Genomic DNA, 26,519 nt, shown 5'->3' with positions numbered 1-26,519 from the left:
GTGCTACAGTAATCTGTCTTGACCTTTTTTTATGGAGTGAAAATAATGACAAAAAAAGATATTATTCAATTACTAGAAAAAATAGCGACTTATATGGAATTAAAAGGTGAAAATACGTTTAAAGTATCTGCATATAGAAAAGCTGCACAAAGTCTTGAAATGGACGAACGTACGTTAGATGAAATTGAAGATGTGACTGAATTAAAAGGGATTGGTAAAGGTGTAGGAGAAGTGATTGATGAATATCGTCAGTCAGGCCAATCAAGTGCATTAGAAGCATTGCAAAAAGAAGTTCCTGAGGGACTTATTCCTTTATTAAAAATACAAGGTCTTGGAAGTAAAAAAATTGCAAAGCTATATAAAGAATTAAATATTGATAGTAAAGAAGCACTGCAAGTTGCTTGTGAACAAGGAAAAGTTAGTGAGTTAAGTGGCTTTGCTAAAAAGACAGAACAGAATATCCTTGAAGCTGTAAAAGCTTTAGGCGCTAAGAAAGAAAAATATCCAATCGATCAAATACGTGGTTTAAATAGTGAAATTAATGACTATTTAGCTACAGTCAAGGATATAGACAAATACGAAGTCGCTGGTAGTTATAGAAGATATAAAGAAATGAGTAAAGATTTAGATTATATTATTAGCACAGATCATCCTACTTCAGTTCAACAGTCATTATTAAAAATGCCTAACATTGTTAAGCAAGTAGCAGTAGGTCAGACTAAGGTATCACTTGAATTAGCTTATGATGATGAAACGATAGGTGTTGATTTTAGGTTAATTGAACCTGCAGCTTTCTATCATACTTTACAACATTTTACAGGTTCAAAAGATCATAATATTAGAAGACGACAATTGGCTAAAGAACAAGACGAAAAGGTAAGCGAATATGGTATTGAACAAAATAATGGGGAAATCATTCAATATCAAAGCGAAAAAGAAATATATGAACATTTTGGAGTGAATTGGATAGAACCTGCATTGAGAGAGGACGGAAGTGAATTTGATAAAAACTTAGATAATATTATCAAATTAACAGATATTCATGGTGATATCCATATGCATACGACATATAGCGATGGTGCATTTAGTATTGAAGATATGGTAAAAGCGAACATTGAGAAAGGTTATGAATTTATGGTGATTACTGACCATTCTCAAAGTTTGAAAGTTGCGAACGGCTTATCAGTTGAACGTTTATTGCGTCAAAATGAAGAAATTAAAGCGCTAAATGAAAAATATAAGGAAATTGATATATACTCAGGTATAGAAATGGATATCTTACCTGATGGTCAATTAGACTATGATGATGAGATATTAGCGAAGTTAGATTATGCCATTGTTGCGATACACCAAAGTTTTAATCAGTCGCAAGAAGAAATCATGCGCAGATTGGAAAATGCTTGCCGTAACCCTTATGTACGCCATATTGCACATCCAACAGGTCGCATTATAGGTAAACGTCCTGGCTATGAACCAGACATAGATAAATTATGTCAACTTGCAGAAGAAACTAATACCATTTTAGAAATTAATGCAAATCCAAAACGTTTAGATTTAAATGCAGATACAGTTAAAAAACATCCAAATATACAGCTAACAATCAATACTGACGCACATCATGTCGAACATTTAGAATTTATGAAATATGGTGTTGCAACTGCACAAAAAGGATTTGTTACAAAAGATAGAGTGATTAATACAATGTCTCGAGAAGAATTTAAATCATTCGTTGAGAATAATATTAAACTGAAGAAATAGAGGGATTAGATGAGACAGAAATCTTTAAATGTCTTAGAATTCGATAAAATAAAAGCATTGATAGAAAATGAAACAATCAGTGATTTAGGTAAAGAAAAAGTTGTAGATATGGCACCAGCAACTGATTTTAACACGGTTGAATTTCAAATGAACGAAACAGATGAGATTTCACAAATTTATAACAAACATCGTATGCCTAGTTTAAGTGGATTAGCTAAAATATCCACGTATATTCATAGAGCGAAAATCGGTGGTGTACTCAGTGTTAGCGAATTAAATGTCATTAAACGCCTAATACAAATCCAAAATCAATATAAAACATTTTATAATAATTTATTAAATGAAGAAGAAACAATTAATTACCCTATTCTTAACGATAGAATGGAACAACTGCCTGTATTGTCAGATTTATATCAAAGTATTCATCAAAAATGTGATACTTATGATTTATATGATAATGCAAGTTATGAATTACAAGGAATTAGAAGTAAAATTTCTAGTACGAATCAAAGAATTAAACAAAATTTAGACAAGATTGTTAAGAGTCAAGCTAACCAGAAGAAACTATCTGACGCGATTGTCACTGTACGTAATGAGCGAAATGTAATTCCAGTGAAAGCAGAGTATCGCCAAGATTTTAATGGTATTGTTCATGATCAGTCTGCTTCTGGACAAACCTTATATATTGAGCCCTCATCCATTGTAGAGATGAGTAACCAAATAAGCCGTTTAAAAAATGATGAAGCGATTGAAAGAGAACGCATCTTATCCGCATTGACAGTAGAAGTAGCTGAAGAAGCAGATGCATGTTTAATTTCAGAGTCAATCATGGGCCAAATTGATTTCTTAACAGCCAAAGCACGCTATGCAAGTTCAATTAAAGGAACCAAACCACAATTTACAAAAGATAGAACAGTTTATTTACCAAAAGCTTTTCACCCATTACTTGATAAGCAAACAGTTGTTGCGAATACAATTGAATTTGCACAAGATATTGAAACAGTTATTATTACAGGTCCAAACACCGGTGGTAAAACAGTTACATTGAAAACATTAGGCTTAATCATTGTTATGGCACAATCAGGTATACTTATTCCGACATTAGATGGTAGCCAATTAAGTATTTTTGAAAATGTTTACTGTGATATTGGTGATGAACAATCTATTGAGCAATCACTTTCTACTTTCTCTTCACATATGAAGAATATTGTTGAAATTTTACAAGATACAACTAAAAACAGTTTGATATTATTTGACGAGTTAGGTGCTGGAACTGACCCGAGTGAAGGTGCTGCACTAGCAATGAGTATTTTAGATCATGTTCATGAAATAGGCTCATTAGTTATGGCAACAACGCATTACCCAGAGTTAAAAGCATATAGCTATAACCGAGAAGGTGTAATGAATGCCAGTGTCGAATTTGACGTCAATACATTAAGTCCAACCTACAAATTATTAATGGGTGTACCAGGACGTTCAAATGCATTTGATATTTCTAAAAAACTTGGGTTAAATATGAAAATCATTCAAAAAGCAAAATCAATGATTGGCCAAGATGAGCAAGAAATTAATGAAATGATTGCTTCATTAGAATCTAATTCAAAACGCGTAGATGAACAACGTATCGAGTTAGATTATTTATTAAGAGAAGCACAAGATACACATGATGCTTTAGCAAAACAATATGAACAATATCAAAATCATGAAAAACAATTGATGAACGAAGCAAAAGAAAAAGCGAACCAACGTGTGAAATCAGCTACAAAAGAAGCTGACGATATATTAAAAGAACTGCGTGAATTGAGAGACCAAAAAGGTGCCGATGTAAAAGAACACGAGCTCATTGATAAGAAGAAACAACTTGATGATCAATACGAAGCCAAATCCCTAAAACAAAATGTTCAAAAGAAAAAATGGGATGAAATCAATGCAGGTGATGAAGTTAAAGTGCTAACTTATGGCCAAAAAGGCGAAGTTTTAGAATTGATTGATCATAATGAAGCGGTTGTTCAAATGGGTATTATTAAGATGAAATTACCATTAGAAGACTTAGAAAAAACGAAGAAAACGAAATCGGAACCAACGAAAATGATTAAACGAGAAAATCGTCAAAGCATTAAAATGGAACTCGATTTACGTGGCTATCGTTATGATGAAGCAATGGTTGCTGTAGATCAATATTTAGATCAAGCTGTATTAAGCAATTATGAGCAAGTTTACATTATTCATGGTAAAGGTACAGGTGCATTACAAAAAGGTGTGCAAAATCATTTAAAACGACATAAAAATGTGGCATCATATAGAAACGGTATGCCGAGTGAAGGTGGATTTGGCGTTACCGTTGTAGAAATAAAATAATTGTGAGCAAGAGGTATGCAGATTTGTATAAAGTCTGTTATAATTTCTTCATCATTTGAAATTTAAGGAGGATTGGCAGTTATGGCAATCGTAAAAGTAACAGATTCAAACTTTGATGAAAATATTCAATCAGGGGTCAATTTAGTAGATTTTTGGGCAACTTGGTGTGGTCCATGTAAGATGATTGCTCCAGTATTAGAAGAATTAGCTGGTGACTATGATGGCAAAGCTAACATTTTAAAACTAGATGTAGATGAAAATCCATCAACAGCTGCTAAATTTGAAGTTATGAGTATCCCAACTTTAATCGTTTTTAAAGATGGCGAACCAGTTGACAAAGTTGTTGGTTTCCAACCAAAAGAAAACTTAGCTGAAGTAATCGAAAAACACTTATAATAAATTGAGCAACTTTCTGGGACATTAATCTTGATTAATGTCCCAGTTTTCAATTTATAAGCATATCAATCAATTGAGAAACATTGCGAAGCTATTTTATAATATAAATAAATGTAAATTAAAACTACGTTGATATCATATAAAACCAAGCTATTTATTGAAAAATCGAACTATAAAATTTTGTGTGAAAGGAGGAGGACAATTTATGGAAACATACCAAGAAAAAATTAAGCAGAAACTGACAGTAGTACCAACAGAGCCCGGTTGTTACCTAATGAAAGATCGAAATGATCAAATTATATATGTAGGTAAAGCAAAGAAACTTAGAAATAGATTAAGATCTTATTTTACTGGTGCGCATGATGCGAAAACCACAAGACTTGTCGGTGAAATTCGAAACTTTGAATTTATCGTAACATCCAGTGAAACTGAATCGCTACTATTAGAATTAAATCTTATAAAACAATATCAACCGCGTTATAACATCTTATTGAAAGATGATAAAAGTTACCCTTTTATAAAAATAACGAAAGAAAAATATCCAAGGCTCGTTGTAACGCGAACAGTGAAAAAGGGAAGTGGAAAATACTTTGGACCATATCCCAATGCATATTCAGCACAAGAAACAAAAAAATTACTAGATCGTATCTATCCGTTTAGAAAATGTGATAAAATGCCTGACAAATTATGCCTTTATTATCATATTGGCCAATGTTTAGGGCCTTGTGTGTATCCAGTAGATTTAGAAAAGTATGCTGAAATGACAAAAGAAATAACGGATTTTTTAAATGGAGAAGACAAAACAATTTTGCATAATTTAGAGCAAAAAATGCAAGAGTCAAGTGAATCACTAGATTTTGAACGTGCCAAAGAATATAGAGACTTAATACAACATATCCATAACCTTAATAAAAAACAAAAAATCACATCTTCTGATAATACGATTAGAGATGTGTTTGGTTACAGTATTTCTAAAGGATGGATGTGTATTCAAGTATTCTTTATTAGACAAGGTAATATGATTAAACGAGACGCAACGATGATACCGCTCCAACAAACAGAAGAAGAAGAGTTCTATACATTTATTGGACAATTTTATGATTTAAATCAACATATTTTGCCTAAAGAGGTACATGTACCGAAACATTTAAATAAAGAGTTGATACAATCCGTTGTGGACACAAAAATTGTACAACCACTTAAAGGCAAAAAGAAAGATATGGTTGATTTAGCAAATCATAATGCAGAAGTTACGTTAGAAAATAAATTTGAACTCATTGCAAAGGATGAATCACGCACTGTTAAAGCGATTGAAGAGTTAGGCGATGTAATGGGTATACAAACGCCTATAAGAATAGAGGCTTTTGATAACTCTAATATCCAAGGTGTAAATCCTGTGTCTGCAATGGTGTCTTTCATTGATGGTAAACCAAACAAAAAAGGTTATAGAAAATATAAAATTAAAACAGTTGATGGACCCGACGATTATAAATCAATGCGTGAAGTGGTACGCAGGCGATATACACGTGTATTAAATGAGGGCAGTCCATTACCAGATTTAATTATTGTAGATGGTGGTAAAGGCCACATGAGTGGTGTTATTGATGTCCTAGAAAATGAATTAGGTTTAGATATTCCCGTTGCCGGATTGCGTAAAAATGATAAGCACCAAACGTCAGAAATTTTATATGGAGAGCAAGCAGAGGTTGTACCTATGAAAAAAAATAGCCAACCATTTTATTTGTTGCAAAGAATTCAAGACGAGGTGCATAGATTTGCAATCACTTTCCATAGACAAACAAGACAAAAGACAGGATTACAATCTGTTCTAGATACAGTTGATGGAATTGGTGCCAAACGTAAGACTAAATTATTACGTACATTTGGGTCAATTAAGAGAATGAAAGAAGCAAGTGTAGAAGATTTAAAAAACTCTGGTCTTCCCCAAAATGTGGCTGAGAATCTTCATCACGCCTTATCCAATAATTCATAGATATAACTTTGTGGCATGAGAATCATTCTCATGCCCAATTTCTATTTAATTAGTGTTACAATAACAAATAACAGGAGTTCTTTTTTTACAAGTATATGGAAGCGTTTTCTAATTGAGAATGTTCTCAACAGCCTTTTATTTAAACTGTAAACTACAACGTCTCAAAAATGCAGTGATGTTTAAATAATTATGCAATGTTATTGTGTTGTAAAAAACATACGTCACAAAAAAATCATTGTTCATAAGGTTTATATGAAAATTGCCATTACTTTGTACGGTAAAAAAAGAAATCCAAAAAAATTATCTGTTTCACAGGGGGGACTTCCTTTTGGCATATTCGAAAAATCAATTCTATTTAAGACGCTTACATTCTTTGCTAGGCGTAATACCAATAGGTGGATTCTTATTAGTTCATTTACTTGTTAACCATCAGGCAACACAAGGTGAGGCCGCGTTTAACAAGGCAGCTGGATTTATGGAATCTATACCTTTTTTAATTGCAGTGGAATTTATCGTTATTTATATTCCAATTCTGTATCATGCGGTTTACGGCGTACATATTGCCTTTACGGCAAAGGAGAATGTAGGGCATTATTCTGCATTTAGAAACTGGATGTTTTTACTACAACGTGTGACTGGTGTCATAACATTTATCTTTGTAGCAATTCATCTATGGCAAACACGTATCCAACGTGCGTTAGGACATGAAGTGAACTTTGACATGGTTCATGACATTGTGACGAATCCATTTTGGTTAATTTTTTACATTGTATGTTTATTAGCAGTAACATTCCACTTTGCGAATGGTTTATGGTCATTCTTAGTTACTTGGGGTGTTTTACAATCTAAAAAATCTCAACAAATTTTCACTTGGGTTTCACTTGTTGTATTCCTAGTTGTTTCTTATATCGGAATCAGTGCAATCTTAGCATTTTTATAAAGAATTAAAACTAAGTTTCATATATATTTGAGGGAGTGACATATATGGCAGAGAAGAAAATTATTGTTGTCGGTGGAGGACTTGCCGGTCTGATGTCAACAATTAAAGCAGCAGAACAAGGCGCACACGTTGACTTGTTCTCACTTGTTCCTGTTAAACGATCACACTCTGTTTGTGCACAAGGTGGTATAAACGGAGCGGTAAATACAAAAGGTGAAGGGGACTCACCATCAGTACATTTAGATGACACTGTATATGGTGGAGACTTTTTGGCAAATCAACCGCCAGTTCAAGCAATGACGGAAGCTGCACCAAAGATTATCCATTTACTAGACCGTATGGGTGTAATGTTTAACAGAACTAAAGAAGGTTTATTAGACTTTAGACGTTTTGGTGGAACGATGTACCACAGAACAGCGTATGCTGGTGCGACAACTGGCCAACAATTACTTTATGCTTTGGACGAACAAGTTCGTAGCTTTGAAGTCGATGGTTTAGTTACAAAGTATGAAGGTTGGGAGTTCTTAGGTATCGTTAAAGATGACGATAATATGGCGAGAGGTATTGTTGCTCAAAATATGACAACATCAGAGATTGAATCATTTGGTTCAGATGCAGTCATTATGGCAACAGGTGGTCCTGGTATTATCTTCGGTAAAACGACTAACTCAATGATTAATACAGGTTCAGCAGCTTCTATCGTATATCAACAAGGCGCAATGTATGCAAACGGTGAATTTATTCAAATTCATCCGACCGCAATTCCTGGAGATGACAAACTTAGATTAATGAGTGAGTCAGCACGTGGTGAAGGTGGTCGTATTTGGACATATAAAGATGGTAAGCCATGGTACTTCTTAGAAGAAAAATACCCAGATTACGGTAACTTAGTACCTCGTGATATTGCAACGCGAGAAATCTTTGATGTATGTGTTAACCAAAAATTAGGTATCAATGGTGAAAACATGGTATATCTAGACTTATCACATAAAGATCCACATGAGTTAGATATTAAACTTGGTGGTATTATTGAAATTTATGAAAAATTCACTGGTGATGACCCTCGTAAAGTTCCGATGAAGATCTTCCCAGCAGTTCACTATTCAATGGGTGGTCTATACGTTGACTACGATCAAATGACAAATATTAAAGGTTTATTTGCAGCTGGTGAGTGTGATTATTCACAACATGGTGGTAACCGTCTTGGTGCAAACTCATTATTATCAGCGATATATGGTGGAACAGTTGCAGGACCAAATGCGGTTGAATACATCTCAAATATCGAAGATTCATATACAGATTTAGATCAAAGTTTTTATGAAAAACGTGTACAAGAAGAACAAGAAAAATTTGATCACTTACTGAATATGAAAGGAACTGAAAATGCGTATAAACTTCACAGAGAACTTGGTGAAATTATGACAGCGAATGTCACAGTTGTTCGTGAAAATAAAGCGTTATTAGAAACAGATAGAAAAATTGTAGAATTGATGGAACGCTATCAAAATATAGATATCGAAGATACGCAAACTTGGAGTAACCAAGCGGTATTCTTTACACGTCAATTATGGAATATGTTAGTGCTTGCAAGAGTGATTACAATCGGTGCATACAACAGAAATGAGTCTCGTGGTGCGCATTATAAACCAGAATTCCCAGATAGAAATGATGAAGAATGGTTAAAAACAACACTAGCTACATATCAAGGTAAAACAGAGGCGCCTAAGTTTACTTATGAGCCTGTAGATATTAGCTTGATACCACCACGTAAACGTGACTATTCTAGTGTGTCAAAAGGAGGTAAATAATTATGGCAGATACTCAAGAAGTACATGATGCTCCTGAACAAAACGAACAAAATCAACAACCTAGCCAAAAAACAATTAAATTAATTATTAAACGTCAAGATACAGATCAATCAACACCTTATATGGAAGAATTTGAAATTCCATATAGAGAAAATCTTAACGTGATTGCATGTTTAATGGAAATTAGACGTAACCCAGTTAACAGTAAAGGTGAGAAAACAACACCTGTCATTTGGGATATGAACTGTTTAGAAGAAGTGTGTGGTGCCTGTTCTATGGTTATCAATGGTCAAGCAAGACAGTCTTGTTCTGCGATTGTTGACCAATTGGAACAACCAATTAAATTAGAGCCAATGAGCACGTTCCCAGTCATTCGTGATTTACAAGTTGATCGTACTAGAATGTTTGATAACTTGAAACGTATGAAAGCTTGGGTACCAATTGACGGTACTTATGATTTGGGACCAGGCCCTCGTATGCCAGAGAAAAAACGTCAAACAGCATATGAATTATCTAAATGTATGACATGTGGTGTTTGTTTGGAAGTTTGCCCTAACGTTACTAAGAAAAATGACTTTGTTGGTGCGCAAGCAATTTCTCAAGTTAGATTGTTTAACTTGCATCCAACAGGATCAATGACTAAAGATGAACGACTTGAAGCACTAATGGGTGGTGGCGGTTTACAGGCATGTGGTAATTCACAAAACTGTGTAAATGCTTGTCCTAAAGGTATTCCTTTAACAACTTCTATCGCTGCTTTAAATAGAGAAACATCATTCCATATGTTCAAATCATTCTTTGGTTCAGATCACCAAGTACAATAAAAGCTCAAATTAAATAAATAGGACTTAGCATTTGTTTAGTACAAATGCTAGGTCTTTTTTTATAAAATAAAGTACGATAGGTTATATATTTTGTTTAGTGAAGGATACATACTAAAAATTATTAATAAATGACAGTGTTGTTAAATGATAATAAAAACAGGTCTATGCTACAATAAAGTAGAAGATGATAAGTAAGGATGTAATTGAATATGGAAAAACCAATTGGTGTAATTGATTCAGGTGTTGGCGGTCTAACAGTCGCAAAGGAAATTATGCGTCAACTACCAAATGAAACAATATATTATTTAGGCGACATTGAACGTTGTCCATACGGATCTAGAGAAGGATCTGAAGTAAGACAATTTACTACTGAATTAGCACAAAAGTTAATGACCTTTGACATAAAAATGCTAGTCATTGCTTGCAATACTGCAACAGCCGTTGCACTCAACCATTTACAAAATATTTTACCGATTCCAGTGATAGGTGTCATTGAACCGGGCGCACGTACAGCGATTATGACAACAAAAAATAATGATGTTTTAATTTTAGGAACAGAAGGTACAATTAAATCAGAAGCATATAGACATCATATTAAGGCAATTAACCCGAACGTTGAAGTGACAGGTATAGCATGTCCAAGTTTCGCACCTATGGTAGAACAAATGCGTTATAAAGACCCAACCATTACTAGTATTATTATTCATCAAAATTTAAAACACTGGCGAAATAGCAATGCAGATACAGTTATTCTGGGTTGCACACACTATCCATTGCTTTACCAACCTATTAATGATTATTTTGGTGGAGAGAAGACAGTGATTTCTTCTGGGCTAGAAACTGCTCGTGAAGTCAGTGCTTTACTAACATTTAGTAATGAACATGCTGGTTATCAACGTCAACCTAAACATCGTTTTTTCGTGACTGGTGAAACAGAATATATAGAACGTATCATAACAGAATGGTTAAATATAAGTGCTACCGTTGAAAAAATAGACTTAAAAGAACAGGAGACATAACAATGGAAGATATTGTAATTGCATCGACGAACAAAGGTAAAATTAACGATTTTAAAGTTATATTTCCAGATTTTAATGTTATAGGTATAGCTGAAATTATAGAAGATTTCGATGTTGAAGAAACGGGAGATACATTTGAAGCAAATGCTAAATTGAAATCAGAAGCTGCTGCAAAAGTATTGAATAAACGCGTGATTGCTGACGATAGTGGACTTGAAGTATTTGCTTTAGGTGGAGAACCAGGCGTTTATTCTGCGCGTTATGCTGGTACCGATAAAGACGACGATGCCAATATCGATAAATTATTAACCCAGCTTGGTGGTGAAACAGACAGAAGCGCACAGTTTGTATGTGTGATTAGTATGAGTACGCCAGGTGAGGAAACTGTACAATTTAAAGGTAACGTACAAGGTGAGATTACATTGAGTAAAATAGGTGAACATGGCTTTGGCTATGACCCGATTTTTTACTTAGATGATAAAAACAAAACGATGGCACAGCTTTCTGCAGAAGAAAAAAGTGAAGTCAGTCATAGAGGTAAAGCAATAGAAAAATTACGACAATATTTAGAAGGTGATGAATCATGACAAAATGGATTATAGTTAGTGATAATCACACAGAGCAAGGTGTGCTGTTTGATGTTATAAATCATCACAGTCATATTGATGTTGCAATTCATTTAGGCGATTCAGAATTTGCATATGATGATAGTGAACTAAGTCATTTTTATAGAGTTAAAGGAAATACAGATTTTTATCCTGAATTTCCTAATGAAGAGACTATAGAAATAGATGGTATTAAAGCTTTTTATACGCATGGCCATCTTTATAATGTGAATCGTTCACGCATGCAACTTGCTGAACAGGCTAAATCATTAGGTTGTCAATTTGCTTTTTACGGTCATACACACGTGGCTAAACATGAAAATATCGCTGGCGTACACGTAATTAATCCAGGAAGTATATCACAATCGAGAAGCAATATTGAAGAAACGTATGCAGAATTAGTTATTGATGAACAAAGTAAGGAAGTAGTACTGAATTTTTACAATCGTGATCATAAGGTCATTGATAGTGAAACTTTTGAAATCTAATCGTTAAATACATACGATGGTTATGTTAATACGAAAATTTGCTTTCAATATGCAGAAGTAAGAAATCAAATATACACGTATTTGATTTCTTATAGTGCTGCTTTATGATAATCATTGATCAGTAAAAGCAAATGAGATAACTTAGTTTTTAATTAGAATTTTAAAATATATTTAGAAAAGATGATAAAAAGTCCATTAAAGTGAAAAATCATATTTATTTTTAGCGCTTGGAGTATTGCTTTATAGCACTAAGTTAGATATAATTATTTTTGTGTTCAAAAACAATATGTCCTGGTAGCTCAGCTGGATAGAGCAATGGCCTTCTAAGCCATCGGTCGGGGGTTCGAATCCCTCCCAGGACACTAAAAGCGTTGAATAGCGCACATTCCAAACTTAGAAACCCCGTTGTTACGGGGTTTCTTTTATTTTGTCTACAATGCGATACAATAGAAAACAAAATTTTATGGCACTGGCATGGCACCGAGAACATATTTTTACATTGCTGATAAAATTTCAATTGCTTTGTTATTTTCTTCAAGATATTTTTCTTCCAATAAATGGGAATAGATTTCAGTGGTAACAGAAATATTTTTATGGCCAAGCCTTTTTGAAATATAATAAATCGATACATCATTTGCGAGGAGATAAGAGCAATGCGTATGTCTTAATGCATGTGAAGTAATCTGTTTAATACCATGTAACTTACAAGCCTGTTTTAGTTGCTTGTTAACAGCGTTAATAGTAAGTATAGTACCAAAAGAATTAAATAGTAATCCTTTGGTATTTAGTTTGAGTTTTTCAATCATACCAGTAATGTGTCTCATATCATCTTTATCTATAGTTAAAGTACGAGGTGATACATCATTTTTACGTTCATCTATAAATAATTCATTTTTTACTTGGTTAATGTATTCATACTTCATATTTAAAACACCACTTATTCGACAGCCTGTACAAATCATGATAAATAGGGCGAGGGATGAACGATTATTTTGTGATTTGAAATATTGTTTAAGTGTTTCGTATTCTACTAGGTTAATAAACTTGCTTTGTTCATCTTTTGGAGGATTAGACCCTTTAAATGTGACCTTATAAGTAATATTCTTAGGTAGTAATCCTTCATAAACAGCATCGTCTAATGATGATCTGATATATCCATTTAGTTTTCTTATTGTTTCTTTTGAGTGTGTTTTAGAAAATTCATTTATAAATTGTTGATACATATTTCGTGTTAATGATTTAAGGCTTGTCTGTGAAAATGAATGATTACCAATATGTTTGATAGCTGCCTTATATGATTTGTAAGTTATAGGTGTAACATTAGGTTGTTTGAATGTTTCGCACCAATTCTTGAAGTAATCATAAAAGGATAAATCATTATCAAGATAAAGTCCTTTAGTTAATTCATTAAACTTTTCATTTCCTGCATATTCAGCTTCACGTTTTGTTTTAAATCCTTTTTTTCTATAGCGTTTTCCTTCATATACAAAGTCATACATCCACTTTTTTAGTTTTTTATCATATTGTTGTGCTTTCATAAGTTGTTCCTCCTAAAAAAGATAAAAATATAAAGGGCAGTAGAGACTGCCCCTTATCACATTAATTATGACTAATGTGGTATAGTAAAATAAAAAAGTTGGTGCTTTCTTGGAATTAATATTACTTTTAATAACTTCTGGTATACCGGGGTTTTATACATATTATTCACTATCAAATAAAAATATTCTTTATTTTGAGTCGGAAAACAAGGCTATAATCTTAAGTTTATTCTCGGCAGTATCTATATTAATATTTTTAGCGATATTAAGCTTATTTTCATATGAAAATAATGTAAATAATTTAATTAATAATTTAACTTTTACCAAAATAATATTGTCATTAACAGTCAGTGTAATAATTGCTGTTATATTCACTGAAATCCTTTTTCCTATCTGTTTAGAGTTTTATAAAGATTATAATAATAAATATCGAAAAAATAATAATTTAAGCTCTAATGGGACTTTACCGATTCATTTAAAAAGATATGAAAATGAAGCTGAACAAATTTACGTTGTAATTAAAAATTTTGACAATACTATCATTGAAGACGGTATTATTAAATCGTATTCTAAAAAAGATGATAGAAATCTTATTTTACAACCTCTTGATGAAAAATATAAAATTCCAGTAAAATCTGAGGGAAGATTAGAAAAATTTATAGATTTTGAAAACCAAGTAATATTAGAATATTATTTTCATTGATTTTTTTCTTCGTATTTAATTCTTATCTGTTCAAGTCTTTCATGATTAGAACCAGCCTTATCACCAGATTCATTTCTTTTTTCAATTTTTTCATTTGGGGCATATCCGCCATTTTTTTCCCAGTCTATTATATATTCATTTGAACTTTCCTTATTCGTCATATGATCACCTCCTTAATACGTCTAACATAGTTAGGCGTCTAATTATGTTTTTTATTAAATGATATTTTTCACAATGTTAAAATATTATTTCCCTTTATTCTTAATGAAAAAGATGAAGCAATATAGATTAATGAGTAATAATATTATTAATAAAATAACGTCCATAAAAATATTATCTGTTTTGCCATCTAATAAGGAAGTACAAAAACCTAAAAAAACCATAGCTACAAATACCCATAAGCAACCAATACCTGCTTTTTTATTCTTCTTGTTTAAGGAATTATCTTTGCTTTGAGAGTTGCTAAATGAATTAGAATTATTATGTGATTCTTGTTTATTAGATTGAATTTGTGGCTTAACCTGCTCTTGTTTTTTTAGTGGTTTTTGCGATTTCGATTTAGTAGTCACTTTTGGGTCAGGTGAAGTAGGATAATTTGGTCCACTTATATTAGAATTTGAAAGTGAATTATCTGAAGTAACATTTACTTCAATATCGCTAAAATTATATTTTCCTTTTAATGAGTCTTTATGCTCGTTTAAATATTCACGTATATAAATAGTATTGTCTTCTGACAAGGGTTTATTATATACCTTTGATAAAATGATATAAAAAAACTCTTCACATAAGTTTTGATCAGCATTTATAAATAATATTATATCCTTATAAAATAATGTTTTGAGTGTTTGCTTTTTTTCTTTTTTAATTAATAACTGGTTTTCATAATACTCTAGATTGTCAGAATTTATGTAAAAGGAACCTGATATATCATTCACTGTTTCTCCGAATTTAAAGCGAAGTGACAAATGTTCCAAATCTCTAGACAATTCTAGATAGACTAAAAAATTGACGAATTGACGAATTTGAGTTTCATCTTTGTCTATTTTTTTATAGTATCTAATCAAGGAATGTAGAATGCTAATTAAGTTGTATTGTTCATTCGAGGAATTAAGACTTTTTTTAATGAGCGACTGATATATAGTTTCAATTTTATCTTCTGAATTAATATTTTTATTTGCAATATTATGTGCTGAGGCTAAACTAATTAAATGTGAGTTATAAAAATGTAGAATATACTCAGTTTCTTTTATTAATTCCTTTCCTTTAGAAGTAGCAACATACACTTCATCTAATTGAACTTTTTGTATAGGGACATTAGTTTTTATTCTTTCAATGAGTTCCTGTTTTTTACCACCAACTTTTAAATTGTTATTTCTAAGTATTTCCTTTAGTTCAGGAATTTTTAATAATGGTAATGAATTATTGTAGTCAGATTTTAAGACTAATATATCTTTGTCTATCAAATTTTGTAAATGTTTACTTACTGGAATTTTATTTTCTATTATGTAGTTATGATGAGTAACTTCATTTCCAACTTTTCTATTAACATTCAAATGTAAAATTAGTAAATCATATGCATTTAAATCCATTAACTAACGCTCCTTTTGATAAAATACTTTATTTATATTAAACAATCTAATTTTAGACACACGTGTGCCACGACACGTTTTAAAACTAAGTAATTCTACATAACTATTCGTCCAACAACTCTAAAGTTATCATTATCTCTTACGTATATATCATCATAATAAGGGTTGATTGATACCAATTTTAAAGTGTTCTCATTAAAAACAACTTTCTTAATCAATGCAACATTATTTAATACAACTAAAGCAATTGTGTTGTTAAACACTTGAGTTTGTTTGCTAACAAACGCATAACTCCCTTTATCAAACATTGGCTCCATAGAATCACCATTAACTAATATCCCAAATTCAGCATCTTTAGGTAGATCATTTACATTGATATTAATTTCTTCATATAATACATCATCATATATTTCTTCTCCTACACCCGCGCCTGTGGCTCCGTATATAGGGAAGGGGATTACATTTTCTTCAGCTTCTATATTTTCCTTTTTATGATTATATATATTAGTTACATTAAAAGTATCTTCATTTACTGTGCTTTCTTGTTCCTTATATTGATGTTCAGCATAAGAGAGAACACGATGTTGTGCTTCACTAGTTAATTTAATCGATACTTCTGTTATTTTTGTAATGGTGGGGTTTGTTAATTCTTTTCTAACCAAATCAATGGGTTCAACATTAAATACTTGAGCTATCTCAGGAAGTTTTTCTAGTTTAGGACTTCTAATTCCTTTTCTCCAACGCGTAACAGTAGTTCTGTTAACATCAACTAACTCACCAAGCTTAGTATCATCTATATTGTTTTTGTGCATAAGATATTCTAAGTTTTTTGGGAATTCATTCATTATAAATTTCTCCATTCATTTTTACGTTCTACACTTTAATTATATATTTAGAGTTCCAAAAGTGCAACGAAATAATGGAATAAGGTAAAGAGCAGCAAAATTTAACTTTTAGTACTTGCAATTTTGGAACACATGAGGTAAAGTTAAATCAAGGAGGTGTTCCAAAAATGCACAAAGAGTTGTATAGCTTCCGAAAAGAAGCTAAAAAAACACAAACTTACATGGGAGAATTAATCGGTGTATCAGGTCAGCAATATGGTAAAAGAGAACGTGGTATTTTACCAATAAATTTAGATGAGGCAGAAATATTCTCTGAAGATTTGAAAATTCCAATTCAAATGTTATTTCCTAAATATTTTTTTAAGAGCAATGTTCCAAAAATGCACATAAAAAATTGAATAGGTGGAGATTTAGTGAAAAAACGCTACTTTAATATTCTAATTTATATTCATAACAAATTCATTGAGCGGTTTTTAGTTAAAATTGGAAACTTGGACTGACTTTTTGACTATTATTTAAAAAGAAAGGAATAATGAAATGGAAAAACTATACAAAATAACCCTCCTTATCACAATGGTGGTTGTGACTTGGAAGGTTTGTAAGATTGAAAATTATTTAAAAATTAAGAAAATAAGCTTGGATGTTCTTTAGAAAGATTTTCTAATTCTGATTTAGCTTTGGCATAGTTTTTAACATAATCGTTAATTAAATCTACTGTTACATTGCCACCGTTTTGAATATCAGCATTTGCGCAAATTTCAATGTTTAATAAAGCTAAATCATGAGCACGTTGATTAATAGTAATATTCGACATAGTCAATAACTCCTTTCTATAATAATTAAAAATATTATACCACGGAGGGCAATTTAAAATTATGGCAATAAGGAAAAATATAGTTTGAATAAAATAAATGATGCACAGCTAAATAGAAAAGCCGTTGAGTTACAACTCGACGATGATGATATTCTTTAAACGTTTGCTAGCGGCTAATATCGCGATAGTAATATCTATAGACCGGGAATAAATGATGCGATTTTTGAAATATTATCTAACAAGTTTTTCGTATCATTTTTAAATTTATTTTCAAAGTAAACGATAGTTAAATCAGTAATAGTTACATGAAAAATTGTATTATCAGCAAATACACCACTTAAAAAACCTTGATTCTTAAGTTTTTTTAAATCGTTTTCGATATCTTCAAAATGAAATGAAACAAAATGTTTTTGATGAATTTCTTTAGCTGATGAAAAGCTATTACATTTCAACTTGATTTCTCCTGATTTAACACATTCCAAATAATTTTTATAAAGGATAGATAATATATATTGCTGATCCTTAGTTAAATTTTCAAATTCATTTGTTAAATTCATTAAATTAAACACCACCTTGTTAAATATTATACACGAAAGGAGAATACGAATTTGAAACAAGTATTAAAAATTACACTCCTAATCGTCATCTTGGCGGAAGAGATTAAGAGCGATTTATCAAAATTTAAAATTGAACAATGCGATATTTGCTTAAAAAGTAAAATTAGTTCTCAATTATTACACGACAACCAATTAACAATATGCAGTACTTGTGCTTCTCATTTTAATGATATGAGTAATGATAATTAAATTGTGTTGTAAATGCTTTGAAACGATACTACCTCACTTTGTAACAGTGCTATAGCATCATTGCTTGGATAATTACTTTCATGTGTTTTCTTCTTATCAACTATTAATATCATACTTGATGTATTTTCTGGTAACTCTTTAAATTCTGTTGCCAGGTATGAAAGAGCCAAAGTAGTTTGTAGATTGCCTTTCTTAGCATATTTATTTCCATCTTTGGATAATAATAATTTGATTAAGTAGGGCTTCCCATTGATATAAAGTCCTAATTCATGATTTACATTGATTGTTACATCTCCATAAGCAAATTTCGATTTTGGAGGGTCAAACCATTTTACTTCTTTATTCTTAACGAAAGATTTGTATTTATTAATAGCTTGACGATAATTAATAATTTTTTTCTCACTTACTTCATCTAGTAAAGTATCTAATTCATTGATGTTTTTATTATTGGAATGAATATTTCTAACCTTATCTCTAAATTCTTTCCAATAATCGATACCAGGGTGATAGTCTGGAGCGTTTTTAATGTTTTTCACAGCAGTAATTTTTGGCATACCATTTTTAATCGCATAATTCATGAACTGAGTAAAAGAAATCTTTATCATTATTTTCACTACCTTTTTCGAATAATAGTTAAATATAGTATAGCACAACCTAAAATTGAAAGGAGTAACTACATGACACAATTAACAGTCACAATACCAGAGCAATATGTAGTCATTACAAAAGATGAACACGATCAACTTATTATGAATCAACAAAAAGCAGTATGGACTATGGATGATTTAAAAGAAAATTTAAAGATTAAATCAGATGAAGTTATTAAAGATAGATTACTGGATAGGCCAAAGTTCAAAAGAAAATTAATTGAATTAGATATTGTTCATGAACCTAATCGTGATTTTAATCAATGGAGATTTAATGGGCCTAAAATGTATCAATTTATCCAAGAAAATTGGAAAGAGATTTTTAGAAGGAGGTGAATAGTATGAGCAAAACTGATTTTGCTTTTTATATTGGTGTAATGGTTTGGGTTATAACTACTTTTTATAGCTTATTACTTTCAGAAGATTTTCATCTGAGCATTGTGTTGGGTATAGCTTTTGGAATAATAAGTGGCAGTTTAGCAAGATGGTTTTACGATATAGCAATAAAAAAAGACTGTTAGCAACAGCAATTACTAACAGTCAGATACAAAAATATACAACTTAAATATACACAAAGTTAGGGGGATTAGTCAACTTGAATAATGATTTTATAAATACAAAAGATATGTCTCATATAGATTGGTTGAATGCTCGTAAAAGTGGAATTGGTGGTTCTGATGTAGGTTCAATACTAGGTGTTAATAAATGGAAATCACTAATACAGTTATATTTTGAAAAAATTGGTGAAGTTAAAGAACCAGTTTTAGACAATGAATATATCTATTGGGGCAATGTTTTAGAAGATATAGTTGCTCAAGAGTTTAGTAAACGTACAGGTAAAAAGGTTAGAAGAGTTAATAAGATGTTCAGACATCCTAAATATGATTTTATGATCGCAAATATAGATCGTTCCGTAGTTGGCGAAGAATCTTTATTAGAATGCAAAACCACTTCAGAATTCAATAAAGACAAATGGGAAGATGATGAAATTCCCAGCTCTTATCTGGCTCAAGTACAACATTATTTAGCAGTTACAGGTTATAAAAAAGCTTATATTGCAGTGTTGATTGGCGGTAATAGATTCATATGGAAAGAGATTGAACGTGATGAAGAATTAATTAATCTCATTATAGATAAAGAAAAAGACTTTTGGGAGCGATATATATTGGGGAATGAGATACCCGATATGGATGGTTCAGATGCTACAAGTGAATTTTTGAAGCAAAAATATCATGAAAGTTTTGATAGTGAAAAAACATTAAACAATGAGATTGAAACAACCATTGAAGCATTAAATGCAGTAAAAGAAGAAGAAAAAGAAATTAGAACACTTAAACAAAAATATGAAAATGAAATAAAAGCAACACTAGGAAATGATGAACTCGGAATATCTAAAAATTTCAAAGTATGTTGGAAAATGCAAAATAAAACATCATTTGATAAAAAAGCATTTGAACAAGATTATCCAGATTTAGCGACCAAGTATACAAAAGTATCAAAGTATCGAGTACTTAGAATTAAACAATTGAATCATTAGGAGGATAGTAAATGGCAACAAATGAAACGTTAAAACAAAAAGTTATTGAACATAAACCAAATGGAGTCAAAGAACAAAATCCAAAAACACAATTAAATCATTTACTGAAGAAAATGGCACCAGAAATTCAAAGAGCATTACCTAAGCATATGGATTCAGATAGAATGGCTCGAATAGCTATGACTGCAGTAAGTAATACCCCTAAATTATTAGAGTGTGATCAGATGAGTTTTATTGCTGCGTTAATGCAAGCATCACAGTTAGGTGTAGAACCTAATACAGGACTAGGCCAAGCGTACTTAATACCATATGGAGGTAAAGTGCAATTTCAATTGAGCTATAAAGGATTGATAGATTTAGCTACTAGAAGTGGCCAATATAAATCAATCTATTCACATGAAGTATATATCAATGATGAGTTTGAATATAGATATGGCTTATTCAAAGATTTAATACATATTCCATCGCAAGAACCCGAGGGAGAACCAATTGGTTATTATGCAGTTTATCATTTGAAAAATGGTGGGTATGACTTTGTTTATTGGACAAGAGAAAGAGTTGATAAACATGCTAAAGCATTTAGTCAGGCTGTTCAAAAAGGGTGGACATCTCCTTGGGTTACAAATTATGACGCTATGGCTAAGAAAACAGTACTCAAAGAAGTATTAAAATATGCACCAAAATCTATTGAAATGAATAAAGCAGTTGAAAATGACAGTACGATTAAGGAAGAGATAGACAAAGATATGTCCACTGTAATCGATGTTACCGATTATTCAGAGGTCGAAGAGAATGAAAGTATAGAACACCAAGACAAAATTGAATAAGGGGAGCAAATAGCTCCCTCTGTTTTAAGAGGTGAGAAAACATGACCGGATGGATAAAAGTTCATAGATCTATAAGAGAACATTGGTTATATGAAGAAAAGAGAAAGTACTCTCGTTTTGAAGCATGGTTAGATATTTTATTGATGGTTAATCATGAGGATAAAAAAGTCTTGTTAGGAAAAGAATTGATTTTAGTGAAACGTGGACAAAAAATTATTAGTATTAGAAAACTTTGTGAAAGATGGTCTTGGTCTAATAACAAGGTGAAAATGTATTTGAAAACATTGGAAAGCGACGGTATGTTAACAGCAAAAAGCGACACAAAAAAGACGCTCTTAACCGTTCTCAATTATGAGTTTTATCAAAGTAGAGATTCAGAAAAGCGACGCAAAAGCATCACGGATGCATCACAAAAGCATCACGAAAGCGACACAGATGCATCACAAAAGCACACAAACAAGAATGAGAAGAATGTAAAGAATGAGAAGAATGAAAAGAAACAACCACAACTAGATATAAGTTACAAAGACAGGAGTATAGGTGATTGTAAAATTTACAGTAGTCCCCCCAAGGTGTTGGCGTTTGACTTCTTCCAACAAAACGGCTTCGGTAACTTACAGCCCTATATTGTTGATCAAATCAATGCATGGCTTGATGAATTCCCAAAAGATGCAGATGATATTGTTATTAAAGCAATGGAGATTGCGGTAAGTAATAATTCTAAACGCTGGAATTACATCAACGGCATACTCAAACGTTGGTATGAAAGTGGCGTGAAGTCATTGAGTGATGTTGAAGCATTGATTAATACCCAAAAGCTAAATATTACCAAGAAGAAGGATTGTGATAATCCTTATCTTAAAGTGATTGAGGAGGCGCGAAATGGACAGTGAAACTATGAGTCATGCAGAGCGTGAAGAATTAAGAAAATACGTTGATGACAGAAAAAAAGAATATCACCGAAACATTATGAACCAAAGCGTTACTTCAATGACGAAAATAGCCGATGTCGCAAAGAAACTTCGAGAAAACAACCCTAAAATAAGCAAAGTGGTTGTAGAGGAATTAGGGATTACCTGTGAAAAGTGTAAGCACAACTACGACTACTACAAATTTGCGAGTGGTTATGAATATAAAGACGGGTGTACGTGTGAATCAAATGCGCAATTGAGAGAAGCAAAGCTACGTCGTAAAAATGCAATAGAGAGCCAAAAAGTTAAACGTATGTTCAAGTATTCTCACGTAAACGACGAAATTAAAAAAGCAACTTTCGATGAATACATAGCAGCAAATGAGATACAACAAAAAGCAAAGGCTATCTGTGAGCGGTATGTAGAGAACTTTGACTTAAATAACAAGCAGTCACTAATCCTCACTGGATCTTGTGGGATAGGAAAATCGCACTTAGCAATGTCAATAGCTAAAGAGATAATGAAGCAGCGATATACAGCTTTATTCTTGAATGTTCAAGATGCTATCTCGATGTTCAGAAGCACATATAGCAATAATTCTAGTGAGCACGAATCAGAACTTTTAAAAATAATAAAAAGTGTTGACCTAATGGTGATTGATGATTATGGAATTAAGCTTAATGACTATGGAATGGGGAAACTTTTCCAAATTCTAGAAAGTCGTGTAGATAAGCATAATATTATAACCACGAATTTAAGGCTAGAGGAAATGACGAATGGTCTAGATTCAGAACGGATATTTAGCAGAATGATAAAAAATGCAACTGTGCTTGAATTGAGCGGTATAGATTACAGATTGAAAAACTTGAAGGTGATTCGATGATTACAAAAGCATATGTCAGAGCTTATTTAAATGTCCCAGGTTTGTCAGATATGTATGTTAAGAAATTAATTGATTATGCTGATGGTGATATTTATAAGTTAGATAATTTATTAGTTCAAAAAAAGTTAGAAAGAGAAACAAGAAATGGTATTTACGATTACGAGGTGAATTCAAATGAAACAGTTCGGCCTGTATGATGGAAACGGAAAATTAATGTTTCATGTGAGCTTATATCCTAATGGACTATATGAACTTACGGGTGTGGAACGAACATTTTATTCAGGAAAACATTGGAAACTTACGGAAGATGAGTTAAACACATTTATTCAAAATGACAAATTAACAAAAGAATATCAAACATGCATATTTGAGTACATATAGTAGGTGATTGCTTTGTCAGAAGAAACAGTAACACTTAGATATACGGTGGAATTCGAAAAGCGAATTAAGGCTGCACAGGGGAAATACGAAACTAGACAAAATTTCATTGATCGTATAGCAGATAATTTATTTGAATATGAAAATGATTATACAGACGCTACAGTTTTAGGAATAGCAAACGTAGAGGAGAAATGCTAATGCATCAATTCAAAGTAAAAGGTAAGGAATATCCTTTAACTAAAGAAATGAAAATACATCTTCAGAAAAATAAAGTATCTATGGCGCTATTATGCAGAAGAATTGAGTTAGGTTGGTCATTATATGAATCAGTAAATGTACCAGTTGGTATGAAGATAAAAGAGTTTAGAGAAAATGAACAAAAGCGAAAAGTAACTTGCGTAGAACATAACAAGAAATTGCACATATTGCTTTTAGAAGAAAAACAAAAGAGAGAAAAGAAACCATGGTTATACGATGGTACGCCTCAAGTACATCCAAGAAGTCAATATGTGCAAGATATGATGGTAAATGATATATATCCTAAAAATCTAAGTAACTATGAAAAAGATTGACTAAATGTAAGAAAATGAATCATTTATTTCGTTTTGAAAAGTGAAGAATTGACATTAAGAAATTAAACTTTGCTTTTTTAAATTTGTAAAAAAACCATATTATTAAAAATAATAATGCTAAAAAAGTCATAGTTTGTGTTAAGAATTGAGAAACATAGCTTCCTATAACAAAATATAAAAAAGGAAAAGAAGAAAAAAAGATTGTCATATAAGAAAAAAGTTGGATTTCACTCTCCCAAAGTTTAATTTTAATTAGTTCTGTCTCTTCATAATCTTTAAATGTATTATAATATTGTTCTTTACTTACATTGACGAAATAGTTATATAACTTAGGGATAAGATTACCATTAATTAAAGTAATAGTAGTTAATGAAATTGCTATATAATCAATGGGCAAAGTACTTTTACTGTTGACAATGGTATTAAATAAAACACTAACATTAAGTACAAATAATAAAATGCATATTAAAAACATAGACCATTTACTATATCTATAGGGTTTTTGAATTTTTTCTAAAATATTAGTATTTTCTTTTGTGGAATTAATGCTTGAATATTGGTTTTGATCACTATTTAAAATTATTTTTTCTTTATTCTTTAAATTATAATATTTGTTTGAAGTTGCTTTTGTATGTTTAATCAATAGTAGGGCTCCTTGGAATAAGAAATTTAATTTAAATGATATTAAGGTAATAAATTAATAGATATGGTTATTTAATGGAGCTAAAGCAAATGACATTCACGCTTAATATATTAAGTGTAGATGGAGAATTTCTAAATAAAATAATAAGAGATAATTTAAACTACCGCTTGTTATTATTGAAAACAGTATAACAAAAGCTTATAGATGCGCCAATAGCTGATAATGCACTGAAAACAATCGTGTTATTTGAGGGGCTTGTAGAAGCTAATATAAATACAAAAATGAATGTTATCAAGAATACACCTAACGAGCATAGTAAACTAATTTTTAAAATTTTTATGGTGTGATTGAAATTAAGAATTAAGATGAATAACATCCAGAAAATAAAAATTAAATATGTAACTAGAAATGATAGTAAAAATGATAAAAACCAATTTTCTTGAAGTGATTTTAAAAGTAAACCTAAATTACTACCTTCAGTTTTCATGAGTATCTGTGGAAACTTGGTATAGGTAGAAACGCATACGTATAAAAAGCAAACTACGATAGTAATAACTAGAAATGATTTTGTGATTTTTTCGATTTTATTACCTAAATCAGTTAGAAATAAATCTTTTAAGTTTTTTTTCATTTTTATCTCCTAAAAAATTAATTTACAAAATAATATTCTACATGAATTTAGGAGTGATAACAATGCAATGTGTAATACACATATTTATTTTGTAGGGTTTTATACTAATATTAAAGGAGAAGACAACTATGAAAAAACTATTATTAATTCCAGTAGTAATATTAACTTTTATCTTAGGAGGTTGTACTTGGTTTGATGATGTTAAAAAAGATCATGAGAGTGACACTAAAGGCTTAAAAAGAACTGTCACTGTTTATAGTAAAACGGGTGATGTAATTAAACAGTACAAAGGTGAAAATGTTAGAACTAAATATAATGATGGTGGAGCCTTAGTAATTAATATTGATGGTAAACGTGTTCAAGTGATGAACAGTGATGTTGTTATTGAAGAAAAGGGCGCAGAAAAGTTTGAGGTGAAACGATAATGTGGCTAGTGATAATTGTTATATTTTTATTACTATTAATCATAGGTTTTGTTTCAGAAAATAGTAAATTGAGAGGACAACTAGAGTCGAGAGAATATGAGAAGAAATTGCTCGAAAATAGACTGAAACAATTAGAAAAGTAATGGAGGTATTGCATGTACGAAAGAACTGAAATTAAAAAAATTATTGAAAGTTACAAAGTATTTTGCAATACGCTAGCTGAATTAATTCCAGACATAGATAGCAATTCAATAGCTCAATATGGAATTGAATCATCACTACCAAAAGTACAAGGCGATAATAATAGTAAAGTAGAACAAAATGTTTTTAAACGTGATAAAATGATTACAGCTAATAAAAGACTAGTGGATAAAATAAACTTTGTTAATATGTTCCATGAAAAAATTCGTGATGATCAGAACTATTGTATGCTTAGTCTCATGAAATTGGGCAATGATTCAAAATCTATTATGTACATAATGGATATCAAAAAAGATGAATATTTTAAGCGAAAGAAATTACTCATAGAGGAATTATACCAACTACAATTTAGCGACAAAATCGACTAATTACGACAA

At 31.3% G+C, this 26,519-nt stretch carries 34 protein-coding genes and 1 tRNA gene; 27 read left to right on the top strand and 8 right to left on the bottom strand.

Going from position 1 to position 26,519, the window contains the following annotated elements; all coding sequences use genetic code 11:
* Positions 1 to 45 precede the first annotated feature (45 nt).
* From polX to ACP7BT_RS03740, 11 genes are all read left to right on the top strand, one after another.
* Positions 46 to 1,758: a DNA polymerase/3'-5' exonuclease PolX gene (gene polX / locus ACP7BT_RS03790; RefSeq protein WP_426303732.1), complete on the top strand. Its 1,713-nt coding sequence runs from the start codon at positions 46 to 48 to the stop codon at positions 1,756 to 1,758.
* Between the two features lie 9 nt (positions 1,759 to 1,767).
* The gene (locus tag ACP7BT_RS03785; RefSeq protein WP_041080347.1) at positions 1,768 to 4,116 is read left to right on the top strand and encodes an endonuclease MutS2; all 2,349 of its coding nucleotides are present in this window, start codon (positions 1,768 to 1,770) and stop codon (positions 4,114 to 4,116) included.
* An 81-nt stretch (positions 4,117 to 4,197) separates the two neighbouring features.
* Positions 4,198 to 4,512, top strand: a complete 315-nt coding sequence (gene trxA / locus ACP7BT_RS03780) for a thioredoxin (protein ID WP_002483634.1) — start codon at positions 4,198 to 4,200, stop codon at positions 4,510 to 4,512.
* Between the two features lie 205 nt (positions 4,513 to 4,717).
* A complete protein-coding gene (uvrC, locus tag ACP7BT_RS03775) occupies positions 4,718 to 6,505 on the top strand; it encodes an excinuclease ABC subunit UvrC (RefSeq protein ID WP_041080349.1) in 1,788 nt (595 codons plus the stop codon).
* Positions 6,506 to 6,833: 328 nt separating this feature from the next.
* Entirely contained in the window at positions 6,834 to 7,445 is a 612-nt protein-coding gene (locus tag ACP7BT_RS03770) for a succinate dehydrogenase cytochrome b558 subunit (protein ID WP_011303381.1), read from the top strand.
* A gap of 44 nt (positions 7,446 to 7,489) precedes the next feature.
* On the top strand, positions 7,490 to 9,253 hold the full coding sequence (sdhA, locus tag ACP7BT_RS03765; protein WP_002483631.1) for a succinate dehydrogenase flavoprotein subunit: 1,764 nt from the start codon (positions 7,490 to 7,492) through the stop codon (positions 9,251 to 9,253).
* Positions 9,254 to 9,255: 2 nt separating this feature from the next.
* Positions 9,256 to 10,077, top strand: coding sequence for a succinate dehydrogenase iron-sulfur subunit (sdhB, locus tag ACP7BT_RS03760; RefSeq protein WP_002483630.1), 822 nt, complete (start codon positions 9,256 to 9,258; stop codon positions 10,075 to 10,077).
* A 209-nt stretch (positions 10,078 to 10,286) separates the two neighbouring features.
* Positions 10,287 to 11,096 (top strand): glutamate racemase, encoded by an 810-nt coding sequence (gene racE / locus ACP7BT_RS03755; RefSeq protein ID WP_041080350.1) that lies wholly within the window; start codon positions 10,287 to 10,289, stop codon positions 11,094 to 11,096.
* Positions 11,097 to 11,098: 2 nt separating this feature from the next.
* A complete protein-coding gene (locus ACP7BT_RS03750) occupies positions 11,099 to 11,683 on the top strand; it encodes an XTP/dITP diphosphatase (protein ID WP_002483628.1) in 585 nt (194 codons plus the stop codon).
* A complete protein-coding gene (locus ACP7BT_RS03745; protein ID WP_002483627.1) occupies positions 11,680 to 12,189 on the top strand; it encodes a YfcE family phosphodiesterase in 510 nt (169 codons plus the stop codon). Before ACP7BT_RS03750 ends, ACP7BT_RS03745 begins: the two co-directional genes overlap by 4 nt.
* A gap of 288 nt (positions 12,190 to 12,477) precedes the next feature.
* Positions 12,478 to 12,551 (top strand) — tRNA-Arg (locus ACP7BT_RS03740).
* Positions 12,552 to 12,683: 132 nt separating this feature from the next.
* Here the strand turns inward: ACP7BT_RS03740 and ACP7BT_RS03735 are convergent.
* On the bottom strand, positions 12,684 to 13,727 hold the full coding sequence (locus ACP7BT_RS03735; protein WP_041080352.1) for a tyrosine-type recombinase/integrase: 1,044 nt from the start codon (positions 13,725 to 13,727) through the stop codon (positions 12,684 to 12,686).
* Positions 13,728 to 13,836: 109 nt separating this feature from the next.
* Here ACP7BT_RS03735 and ACP7BT_RS03730 point away from each other — a divergent pair, with 109 nt between their 5' ends.
* Complete coding sequence (locus tag ACP7BT_RS03730) at positions 13,837 to 14,430, top strand: hypothetical protein (RefSeq protein WP_061050653.1); 594 nt, start codon at positions 13,837 to 13,839, stop codon at positions 14,428 to 14,430.
* Here the strand turns inward: ACP7BT_RS03730 and ACP7BT_RS03725 are convergent.
* The 3 genes from ACP7BT_RS03725 to ACP7BT_RS03715 all read right to left on the bottom strand — a co-directional run bounded on the left by ACP7BT_RS03725 (position 14,424) and on the right by ACP7BT_RS03715 (position 16,864).
* Positions 14,424 to 14,591, bottom strand: a complete 168-nt coding sequence (locus ACP7BT_RS03725) for a hypothetical protein (RefSeq protein WP_160279507.1) — start codon at positions 14,589 to 14,591, stop codon at positions 14,424 to 14,426. The two genes, ACP7BT_RS03730 and ACP7BT_RS03725, sit on opposite strands and share 7 nt — an antisense overlap.
* An 84-nt stretch (positions 14,592 to 14,675) precedes the next feature.
* Positions 14,676 to 16,019, bottom strand: a complete 1,344-nt coding sequence (locus ACP7BT_RS03720; protein WP_052463693.1) for an SAP domain-containing protein — start codon at positions 16,017 to 16,019, stop codon at positions 14,676 to 14,678.
* 95 nt (positions 16,020 to 16,114) lie between these two features.
* Positions 16,115 to 16,864, bottom strand: coding sequence for a helix-turn-helix domain-containing protein (locus tag ACP7BT_RS03715; RefSeq protein WP_041080354.1), 750 nt, complete (start codon positions 16,862 to 16,864; stop codon positions 16,115 to 16,117).
* Positions 16,865 to 17,031: 167 nt separating this feature from the next.
* On the opposite strand from ACP7BT_RS03715, the gene ACP7BT_RS03710 reads away from it, so the two are divergent.
* Positions 17,032 to 17,262 carry a helix-turn-helix transcriptional regulator gene (locus ACP7BT_RS03710; protein ID WP_041080355.1) on the top strand — a complete coding sequence of 77 codons (231 nt, stop codon included), beginning with the start codon at positions 17,032 to 17,034 and terminating at the stop codon, positions 17,260 to 17,262.
* Positions 17,263 to 17,486: 224 nt separating this feature from the next.
* On the opposite strand, the gene ACP7BT_RS03705 is transcribed toward ACP7BT_RS03710, so the two are convergent.
* Entirely contained in the window at positions 17,487 to 17,678 is a 192-nt protein-coding gene (locus ACP7BT_RS03705; protein ID WP_041080356.1) for a hypothetical protein, read from the bottom strand.
* A gap of 194 nt (positions 17,679 to 17,872) precedes the next feature.
* The gene (locus tag ACP7BT_RS03700; protein ID WP_041080357.1) at positions 17,873 to 18,235 is read right to left on the bottom strand and encodes a hypothetical protein; all 363 of its coding nucleotides are present in this window, start codon (positions 18,233 to 18,235) and stop codon (positions 17,873 to 17,875) included.
* A gap of 51 nt (positions 18,236 to 18,286) precedes the next feature.
* Between ACP7BT_RS03700 and ACP7BT_RS03695 the strand changes: the two genes are divergently transcribed.
* Positions 18,287 to 18,484: a hypothetical protein gene (locus tag ACP7BT_RS03695; RefSeq protein ID WP_041080358.1), complete on the top strand. Its 198-nt coding sequence runs from the start codon at positions 18,287 to 18,289 to the stop codon at positions 18,482 to 18,484.
* Here the strand turns inward: ACP7BT_RS03695 and ACP7BT_RS03690 are convergent.
* The gene (locus tag ACP7BT_RS03690) at positions 18,481 to 19,062 is read right to left on the bottom strand and encodes a hypothetical protein (protein WP_152609425.1); all 582 of its coding nucleotides are present in this window, start codon (positions 19,060 to 19,062) and stop codon (positions 18,481 to 18,483) included. The two genes, ACP7BT_RS03695 and ACP7BT_RS03690, sit on opposite strands and share 4 nt — an antisense overlap.
* Positions 19,063 to 19,161: 99 nt before the next feature.
* Here ACP7BT_RS03690 and ACP7BT_RS03685 point away from each other — a divergent pair, with 99 nt between their 5' ends.
* The 10 genes from ACP7BT_RS03685 (at position 19,162) to ACP7BT_RS03640 (ending at position 24,242) form a co-directional block, all read left to right on the top strand.
* Positions 19,162 to 19,467, top strand: coding sequence for a DUF771 domain-containing protein (locus ACP7BT_RS03685; RefSeq protein WP_041080360.1), 306 nt, complete (start codon positions 19,162 to 19,164; stop codon positions 19,465 to 19,467).
* Positions 19,468 to 19,472: 5 nt separating this feature from the next.
* Entirely contained in the window at positions 19,473 to 19,652 is a 180-nt protein-coding gene (locus tag ACP7BT_RS03680; protein ID WP_041080361.1) for a hypothetical protein, read from the top strand.
* Between the two features lie 104 nt (positions 19,653 to 19,756).
* Complete coding sequence (locus ACP7BT_RS03675; RefSeq protein ID WP_041080548.1) at positions 19,757 to 20,668, top strand: YqaJ viral recombinase family protein; 912 nt, start codon at positions 19,757 to 19,759, stop codon at positions 20,666 to 20,668.
* An 11-nt stretch (positions 20,669 to 20,679) separates the two neighbouring features.
* Complete coding sequence (locus ACP7BT_RS03670) at positions 20,680 to 21,495, top strand: recombinase RecT (protein WP_041080362.1); 816 nt, start codon at positions 20,680 to 20,682, stop codon at positions 21,493 to 21,495.
* A gap of 41 nt (positions 21,496 to 21,536) precedes the next feature.
* Complete coding sequence (locus tag ACP7BT_RS03665) at positions 21,537 to 22,388, top strand: DnaD domain-containing protein (protein WP_052463694.1); 852 nt, start codon at positions 21,537 to 21,539, stop codon at positions 22,386 to 22,388.
* Positions 22,378 to 23,289, top strand: a complete 912-nt coding sequence (locus tag ACP7BT_RS03660) for an ATP-binding protein (protein ID WP_052463695.1) — start codon at positions 22,378 to 22,380, stop codon at positions 23,287 to 23,289. The genes ACP7BT_RS03665 and ACP7BT_RS03660 overlap by 11 nt, the downstream gene beginning before the upstream one ends.
* Entirely contained in the window at positions 23,286 to 23,486 is a 201-nt protein-coding gene (locus tag ACP7BT_RS03655) for a hypothetical protein (protein ID WP_041080363.1), read from the top strand. The genes ACP7BT_RS03660 and ACP7BT_RS03655 overlap by 4 nt, the downstream gene beginning before the upstream one ends.
* Positions 23,464 to 23,670, top strand: coding sequence for a hypothetical protein (locus tag ACP7BT_RS03650; protein WP_052463696.1), 207 nt, complete (start codon positions 23,464 to 23,466; stop codon positions 23,668 to 23,670). The genes ACP7BT_RS03655 and ACP7BT_RS03650 overlap by 23 nt, the downstream gene beginning before the upstream one ends.
* Positions 23,671 to 23,682: 12 nt before the next feature.
* Entirely contained in the window at positions 23,683 to 23,868 is a 186-nt protein-coding gene (locus tag ACP7BT_RS03645; RefSeq protein ID WP_041080365.1) for a hypothetical protein, read from the top strand.
* Positions 23,868 to 24,242: an SA1788 family PVL leukocidin-associated protein gene (locus tag ACP7BT_RS03640; protein ID WP_041080366.1), complete on the top strand. Its 375-nt coding sequence runs from the start codon at positions 23,868 to 23,870 to the stop codon at positions 24,240 to 24,242. The genes ACP7BT_RS03645 and ACP7BT_RS03640 overlap by 1 nt, the downstream gene beginning before the upstream one ends.
* 19 nt (positions 24,243 to 24,261) lie before the next feature.
* Here the strand turns inward: ACP7BT_RS03640 and ACP7BT_RS03635 are convergent, their stop codons facing one another.
* Positions 24,262 to 24,885, bottom strand: coding sequence for a hypothetical protein (locus ACP7BT_RS03635; protein WP_041080367.1), 624 nt, complete (start codon positions 24,883 to 24,885; stop codon positions 24,262 to 24,264).
* 759 nt (positions 24,886 to 25,644) lie between these two features.
* Between ACP7BT_RS03635 and ACP7BT_RS03630 the strand changes: the two genes are divergently transcribed.
* From ACP7BT_RS03630 to ACP7BT_RS03620, 3 genes are read left to right on the top strand one after another with little or no spacing between them, the layout of a single operon-like run.
* A complete protein-coding gene (locus tag ACP7BT_RS03630; RefSeq protein WP_041080369.1) occupies positions 25,645 to 25,941 on the top strand; it encodes a DUF5052 family protein in 297 nt (98 codons plus the stop codon).
* Entirely contained in the window at positions 25,941 to 26,084 is a 144-nt protein-coding gene (locus ACP7BT_RS03625; RefSeq protein WP_162835592.1) for a hypothetical protein, read from the top strand. Before ACP7BT_RS03630 ends, ACP7BT_RS03625 begins: the two co-directional genes overlap by 1 nt.
* Positions 26,085 to 26,096: 12 nt before the next feature.
* On the top strand, positions 26,097 to 26,510 hold the full coding sequence (locus ACP7BT_RS03620; RefSeq protein WP_052463697.1) for a hypothetical protein: 414 nt from the start codon (positions 26,097 to 26,099) through the stop codon (positions 26,508 to 26,510).
* Positions 26,511 to 26,519: the final 9 nt, after the last annotated feature.

This window comes from Staphylococcus sp. Y174-1 (assembly GCF_049897865.1).
Taxonomy (GTDB): Bacteria; Bacillota; Bacilli; order Staphylococcales; family Staphylococcaceae; genus Staphylococcus; species Staphylococcus saprophyticus.
This window is presented reverse-complemented; position numbering and strand designations above follow the sequence as displayed.

What these genes read in the sequence shown, in the direction of transcription:
- ACP7BT_RS03640 (WP_041080366.1), top strand. Translation starts at nt 23,868, where the DNA reads ATGCATCAATTCAAAGTAAAAGGTAAGGAATATCCTTTAACTAAAGAA.
- ACP7BT_RS03750 (WP_002483628.1), top strand. Translation starts at nt 11,099, where the DNA reads ATGGAAGATATTGTAATTGCATCGACGAACAAAGGTAAAATTAACGAT.
- ACP7BT_RS03735 (WP_041080352.1), bottom strand. Translation starts at nt 13,727, where the DNA reads ATGAAAGCACAACAATATGATAAAAAACTAAAAAAGTGGATGTATGAC.
- ACP7BT_RS03690 (WP_152609425.1), bottom strand. Translation starts at nt 19,062, where the DNA reads ATGAATTATGCGATTAAAAATGGTATGCCAAAAATTACTGCTGTGAAA.
- ACP7BT_RS03620 (WP_052463697.1), top strand. Translation starts at nt 26,097, where the DNA reads ATGTACGAAAGAACTGAAATTAAAAAAATTATTGAAAGTTACAAAGTA.
- ACP7BT_RS03705 (WP_041080356.1), bottom strand. Translation starts at nt 17,678, where the DNA reads ATGTCGAATATTACTATTAATCAACGTGCTCATGATTTAGCTTTATTA.
- polX (WP_426303732.1), top strand. Translation starts at nt 46, where the DNA reads ATGACAAAAAAAGATATTATTCAATTACTAGAAAAAATAGCGACTTAT.
- sdhA (WP_002483631.1), top strand. Translation starts at nt 7,490, where the DNA reads ATGGCAGAGAAGAAAATTATTGTTGTCGGTGGAGGACTTGCCGGTCTG.
- ACP7BT_RS03675 (WP_041080548.1), top strand. Translation starts at nt 19,757, where the DNA reads ATGTCTCATATAGATTGGTTGAATGCTCGTAAAAGTGGAATTGGTGGT.
- ACP7BT_RS03680 (WP_041080361.1), top strand. Translation starts at nt 19,473, where the DNA reads ATGAGCAAAACTGATTTTGCTTTTTATATTGGTGTAATGGTTTGGGTT.
- ACP7BT_RS03700 (WP_041080357.1), bottom strand. Translation starts at nt 18,235, where the DNA reads ATGAATTTAACAAATGAATTTGAAAATTTAACTAAGGATCAGCAATAT.
- ACP7BT_RS03725 (WP_160279507.1), bottom strand. Translation starts at nt 14,591, where the DNA reads ATGACGAATAAGGAAAGTTCAAATGAATATATAATAGACTGGGAAAAA.
- ACP7BT_RS03785 (WP_041080347.1), top strand. Translation starts at nt 1,768, where the DNA reads ATGAGACAGAAATCTTTAAATGTCTTAGAATTCGATAAAATAAAAGCA.
- ACP7BT_RS03655 (WP_041080363.1), top strand. Translation starts at nt 23,286, where the DNA reads ATGATTACAAAAGCATATGTCAGAGCTTATTTAAATGTCCCAGGTTTG.
- ACP7BT_RS03665 (WP_052463694.1), top strand. Translation starts at nt 21,537, where the DNA reads ATGACCGGATGGATAAAAGTTCATAGATCTATAAGAGAACATTGGTTA.
- uvrC (WP_041080349.1), top strand. Translation starts at nt 4,718, where the DNA reads ATGGAAACATACCAAGAAAAAATTAAGCAGAAACTGACAGTAGTACCA.
- trxA (WP_002483634.1), top strand. Translation starts at nt 4,198, where the DNA reads ATGGCAATCGTAAAAGTAACAGATTCAAACTTTGATGAAAATATTCAA.
- ACP7BT_RS03685 (WP_041080360.1), top strand. Translation starts at nt 19,162, where the DNA reads ATGACACAATTAACAGTCACAATACCAGAGCAATATGTAGTCATTACA.
- ACP7BT_RS03745 (WP_002483627.1), top strand. Translation starts at nt 11,680, where the DNA reads ATGACAAAATGGATTATAGTTAGTGATAATCACACAGAGCAAGGTGTG.
- racE (WP_041080350.1), top strand. Translation starts at nt 10,287, where the DNA reads ATGGAAAAACCAATTGGTGTAATTGATTCAGGTGTTGGCGGTCTAACA.
- ACP7BT_RS03630 (WP_041080369.1), top strand. Translation starts at nt 25,645, where the DNA reads ATGAAAAAACTATTATTAATTCCAGTAGTAATATTAACTTTTATCTTA.
- ACP7BT_RS03625 (WP_162835592.1), top strand. Translation starts at nt 25,941, where the DNA reads ATGTGGCTAGTGATAATTGTTATATTTTTATTACTATTAATCATAGGT.
- sdhB (WP_002483630.1), top strand. Translation starts at nt 9,256, where the DNA reads ATGGCAGATACTCAAGAAGTACATGATGCTCCTGAACAAAACGAACAA.
- ACP7BT_RS03670 (WP_041080362.1), top strand. Translation starts at nt 20,680, where the DNA reads ATGGCAACAAATGAAACGTTAAAACAAAAAGTTATTGAACATAAACCA.
- ACP7BT_RS03720 (WP_052463693.1), bottom strand. Translation starts at nt 16,019, where the DNA reads ATGGATTTAAATGCATATGATTTACTAATTTTACATTTGAATGTTAAT.
- ACP7BT_RS03660 (WP_052463695.1), top strand. Translation starts at nt 22,378, where the DNA reads ATGGACAGTGAAACTATGAGTCATGCAGAGCGTGAAGAATTAAGAAAA.
- ACP7BT_RS03715 (WP_041080354.1), bottom strand. Translation starts at nt 16,864, where the DNA reads ATGAATGAATTCCCAAAAAACTTAGAATATCTTATGCACAAAAACAAT.
- ACP7BT_RS03650 (WP_052463696.1), top strand. Translation starts at nt 23,464, where the DNA reads ATGAAACAGTTCGGCCTGTATGATGGAAACGGAAAATTAATGTTTCAT.
- ACP7BT_RS03710 (WP_041080355.1), top strand. Translation starts at nt 17,032, where the DNA reads ATGCACAAAGAGTTGTATAGCTTCCGAAAAGAAGCTAAAAAAACACAA.